The following is a 4,965-nucleotide window of genomic DNA, read 5'->3' on the forward strand; positions in this document are numbered from 1 at the left end:
TTGATCGGGCCAAAAGGCAGTGCCCGAAGGCCTGCCCGATCTCCAATTTTAAGGCCAAAATCCCCAAGTAAAATCGGCCACGGTTGCGTGCGGCCTGTCCCGTTCCGTAGCAGGTCAACAGATGGCTCTCTGCCGGTCCCGTAAGTAGGCGCCATGCTCCTGCCGGACGCGTCGGCGGTTCGTCTGTCATCCGCCAGTCTCGTAAGTGGGCGCCATGCTTCTGCCAGTCCTGTGGGTAGTTGGTGGTTGGCTGCCAGGTCGTCTTGTCATCACCGTGAGTGGCCACATCGGACGGTGTGGCTGGAACACCTTGCAGTTCGGGGGAAGTGTGTCCGGCGACGAAGTGCGGGAACTGCTCGACGGCTCCCACTACGTTGTGGTTGTGGTGTGAGTGACCTCAATGACTGAGCGCACACGGACTACGGTGGGTGCCGTCATGGACGCGGTCGACTTCGGAGGTAGTTCGCGTGGCTTACTCAGCCGAGATCAGCAGGGTCAACCCGACCTGCTTCGTGTTCCTGGTGGACCAGTCCGCGTCCATGAACGATCCCATCGGCGGTGACACGCCACAGCGCAAGGCCGACGTGGTCGCGGACGCGATCAACCGGCTGCTGACCGAGCTGTCCGTCAAGTGCGCCAAGGAAGAGGGCGTGCGGGACTACTTCCACGTCGCCGTGATCGGGTACGGCGCTTCCGTTGGCTCCGCGTACGCGGGGGTGCTTGCCGGGCGGGACCTGGTGCCGTTGAGCGAGGTCGCCGACAACCCCGCGCGGGTCGAGGAGCGGGTCAAGAAGGTGCCGGACGGGGCCGGTGGGCTGGTCGAGACGACCACCCGGTTCCCGGTGTGGATGGACCCGGTGGCGAACGCGGGCACGCCGATGGGCCGGGCGCTCCAGTACGCGGAGTCGCTGGTGTCGAAGTGGCTGGTCGACCACCCCGGCTGCTTCCCGCCCATCGTGCTGAACCTGACCGACGGCGAGGCCACCGACGGCGACCCGGACGCGGCAGCCGCCGGTATCCGGGCGCACGCCAGCGCGGACGGCGCGGCGCTGCTGTTCAACCTGCACGTGTCCGCGGGCACGGCGGACCCGGTGACGTTCCCGGACACCGAGGCCAACCTGCCGGACGCGTACGCGAAGACGCTGTTCGGCATGTCCTCCGTGCTGCCGACGGACATGCGGTCCTACGCCGCCACGCAGGGCTTCTCGGTCAGCGACGCGACGCGCGGCTTCGTCTACAACGCCGACATCGCGTCGATCGTGCAGTTCCTGGACATCGGCACTCGCGCCACCGACCTGCGCTGACGCCGATGTGGGCCTACGTCTCGACGCTGTCGGTGCCGAAGGACGGCGCCACGGCGGAGGAGTGCGAGGACGCGGCCGTCGTGGTGCCCGAGATCCCGTCGGACGAGCCGACGGACGGGCCCGTGTCGGTCGCGGTGGCCGACGGCGCGTCGGAGAGCCTGCTGGCCCGCCCGTGGGCGCGGCTGCTGGTCGACTCGACGGTGGAGGCCGTGCGGGCGAAGCCCGAGGTGCTGCACAGCGAGGCCGGGTTCGCCCGCGTCGTGCTGGGCGCGGTCGACGACTGGGACCTCTGGCTGGCCGACTACATCGCCGAGCGCGAGCGCGACGACCGGCCGATCAAGTGGTACGAGCAGCCGGGGCTGGAGCGCGGGGCGTACGCGACGCTGCTCGCGTTCCACCTCACCGACGTCGGGCTGTGGCACGCCGCCGCGCTCGGCGACAGCTGCCTGTTCCAGGTGCGCGCGGACAGCCTGCTGCGGGCGTTCCCGGTGGAGACGGCGGTGGCGCTCGGCACGTCGCCCGCGCTGCTCAACAGCCGCAACCGGGACGACGGGCTGATCGCGTCCAACGCGGGTGTCGCGGGCGGCGACTACGAGGAGGGCGACCAGTTCTTCCTCGGCACGGACGCGCTCGCGCACTGGTTCCTGACCGAGGTGGAGCAGGACGACTGCCCGTGGGAGGTCCTGCGGGACCTCAGCGCGGCGGGCAGCGTCGAGGACTTCGCGAAGTGGGTGGCCGTCGAGCGAGCGGGCGGCCGGATGAAGAACGACGACGTGACGCTCGTGCACGTCGACCTGGGGTAGGGCGGTGGCGTCCGTGAGGTTCCCGTCCGGCGCGGCCTACGTCGAGGCCTTGCAGAACACGACGCTGTGCTTCGACGACCCGGAGTTGAAGGGCGCGAGCGTCGAGCTGGACAAGCTGCACCGGCCGCGGGCGATCTCCGGCAACTTCGCCAGCGTGTTCTCGGTGACGGCGACCAACGGCCGCCGCTACGCGATCAAGTGCTTCACCAGGGAGGTGTCGGACCAGGAGGACCGCTACCGCGCGGTCAGCGACCACCTGGCCCGGCTCGACCACCGCTGGAAGGTGGGGTTCACCTACCTGCCGCACGGGATCATGGTCGAGGGTCACCGCTATCCGATCCTCAAGATGGACTGGGTCGAGGCCACGAGCCTCACCCGGTGGCTGGACGAGCACGTGGACGACTCGGCCGCCGTCGCGCGGGTGGCGCAGCGGTTCGCCGAGGTCGTGGCCGAGCTGGAGCACGCGGGCATCGCGCACGGCGACCTCCAGCACGGCAACCTGCTCGTCGTGGCGGACGGCTCGCTGCGGCTGGTCGACTACGACGGCATGTACGTCCCGGCGCTCGCGGGCGCGGGGGCGGCCGAGATCGGGCACCGCAACTACCAGTCGCCGTCGCGGTCGCAGACGGACTTCGACCCGACGATCGACCGGTTCTCCGCGTGGATCATCTACCTGTCGCTGGTCGCGCTCGCGGCGGAGCCCGCGCTGTGGAAGCAGCTGCGCGAGGACGGCGGCGAGTACCTGCTGCTCGCCGAGGACGACTTCACCGACCCGGTGTCGTCGAGCCGGTTCTCCATCCTGCTCAACCACGTGTCGCCCGAGGTGCGGCTGCTGGTCGGGCAGGTGCAGGCGCTCGTCGCGATCCCGCCGACGCTGCTGCCGGAGCTCAAGCCCATCGCGCTGGACCCGGTGGCGGTCCGCTCGTTCCACCAGCCCACGGTCTCCGGGCTGCCCGCGTGGATGGTCGACCACGTCCCGGACGTCGAGCCGGTGGCAGAGCGGACGTTCACCCGCCGCCGCCCGAGCCTGGTGGCGGCCACGGTGCTGCTGGCCGCCGTCCTCGTCGGGGCCGTGGTGCTCGGGGCGATGGCCGTGGTGGGCCCGGCCTTCGCGGCCGGTCTCGCGGTGGCGGGCGGCGTGCTCTGGTGCGTCGACCTGGCCGTGCTCTACCTGCGCGGGGCCGAGGCCACGGCCGCGCGGGAGGCGCGCTCCCACCGCGACAAGGCTCGGCAGGAGCAGGTCGCGGCGAACCAGGAGTTGGCCGACGCGACCCGGCGGGCGGCGACCCTCGCCGACGCGGCCAAGCGCAACGCCGAGGAGGGCCGCAAGCGCAGGCAGACCATCCAGGCCACGCACGGCAGCGAGCTGGCCGTGGTGAACCAGGAGCACTCGCGGCACCTGGCGATGATCGCGACCGAGCGCACCGGCACCGCCAACCAGCTGCGCCAGGAACTCGCGCAGGCGTTGCTCGCGGCGCAGGCCGAGCACGTGCGCGGCAAGCTGGAGAAGATCCTGATCTCCGAGAGCGGCATCGACGGCATAGGGGGCAAGCTCGTCGGCAACCTCCGCGACGCGGGCATCGTCACGGCCGCCGACTTCGACGGCGTCGGCTACATGGTCAACGGCCAGTTCCAGAACAAGATCGCCCAGTTCCACCTGACGTCCGGCTACTCGGTGCGCGTCCCCGGCATCGGCGAGGTCAAGGCGAACCGGCTGGAGGCGTGGCGCAAGGAGCAGGAGCACCACGCCCGCCGCACCCAGCCGATCCGGCTGCACGACGGTCAGCTGAAGGTCATCGAGGCCCGGTTCCGCACGCAGTTGCTCCAGCTCGGCACCGCCGAGCAGCAGGCGCAGGCCGCCGCGCAGCAGCGCAAGACCGTGCTCAACCAGCGCCTCAGCCACGACCTGGCCGCGCTGGACCTGGAGCTGCGGGCCGTGACCGCGCAGGCCTCGCAGGAGCAGAGCAGGCACGCCCCGGTGCTCGGCAGGGCGCAGGCGGGCGTCGAGCGCGCCACCCGCCGCTACGAGGCGGCCGTTCGCGAGGCGAACGCGCACCGCCGCATCACCTACCCGCGGTTCCTGGCCTTCGCGGTGACCGGCAAGTAGTCGCGTCGGGTAAATTCATTGGCGACCAATGTAAATGGGGGTTCGTCATGGGGTCGCTGCCGAAGGGCGTGGGGACGACGGCGCTGGGCGTCGCGATGGTGCGGGCGACGGAGAGCGCGCGGGAGGACCGGCTGTTCGACGACCCGTACGCCCGCGTGTTCGTCGACGCCGCGCCGGGGGAGTTCGTCACGAGCACGAACCCGGAGGTGGCCAAGGCGCTCTACGCGCACGTGGTGGTCCGGACCCGCTTCTACGACGAGCACCTGCTCGCCGCGACCGCGGCCGGGTGCCGCCAGGTCGTGCTGCTCGCGGCGGGCCTCGACGCCCGCGCGTTCCGGCTGCCCTGGCCCGACGGCGTGCGGGTGTTCGAACTCGACCTCGCCGAGGTGCTGGCGTTCAAGGACTCCGTGCTCGACGCGGTCCCGGCGTGCGACCGGGTCGTCGTCCCGGTCGACCTGCGCGAGGACTGGGCCCCGGACCTGCTCGCGGCGGGCTTCGACCCGGCCGCGCCCACGGCGTGGCTCGCGGAGGGACTGCTGATCTACCTGTCGGCGGACGAGGCCGACCACCTGCTCGCGGTGGTCAGCGGCCTGTCCGTGCTCGGCGGCTCGATCGCCTTCGAACGCGGCGGCGGCCCGGTCCGGGTGACCCCGGCGATGGCCGGGTACGCCGCGCTGTGGAAGGGCGGGTTCGGCGAGGGCGGGGCCGACCGGCTCCGGGCGCACGGGTGGCTGCCGAGGTCGCACGACCT

General features: G+C 71.4%; 4 protein-coding genes. All 4 read left to right on the forward strand.

Annotated elements, in window-relative coordinates; all coding sequences use genetic code 11:
* Positions 1 to 467 precede the first annotated feature (467 nt).
* Entirely contained in the window at positions 468 to 1,304 is an 837-nt protein-coding gene (locus tag ACFWW9_RS45775) for a vWA domain-containing protein (RefSeq protein WP_390389892.1), read from the forward strand.
* Positions 1,305 to 1,309: 5 nt separating this feature from the next.
* Entirely contained in the window at positions 1,310 to 2,107 is a 798-nt protein-coding gene (locus ACFWW9_RS45780; RefSeq protein ID WP_390389895.1) for a hypothetical protein, read from the forward strand.
* Positions 2,108 to 2,120: 13 nt separating this feature from the next.
* A complete protein-coding gene (locus ACFWW9_RS45785) occupies positions 2,121 to 4,214 on the forward strand; it encodes a hypothetical protein (protein ID WP_390389898.1) in 2,094 nt (697 codons plus the stop codon).
* A 47-nt stretch (positions 4,215 to 4,261) separates the two neighbouring features.
* Positions 4,262 to 4,965, forward strand: a 704-nt coding sequence (locus ACFWW9_RS45790) for an SAM-dependent methyltransferase (protein WP_390389899.1), incomplete at its 3' end; no start/stop codon positions are given.

The organism is Umezawaea sp. NPDC059074 (assembly GCF_042738955.1).
Classification (GTDB): Bacteria; Actinomycetota; Actinomycetes; order Mycobacteriales; family Pseudonocardiaceae; genus Umezawaea.

Excerpts from the sequence above, each read along its gene's own strand:
- ACFWW9_RS45780 (WP_390389895.1), top strand. The coding sequence starts at position 1,310 with ATGTGGGCCTACGTCTCGACGCTGTCGGTGCCGAAGGACGGCGCCACG.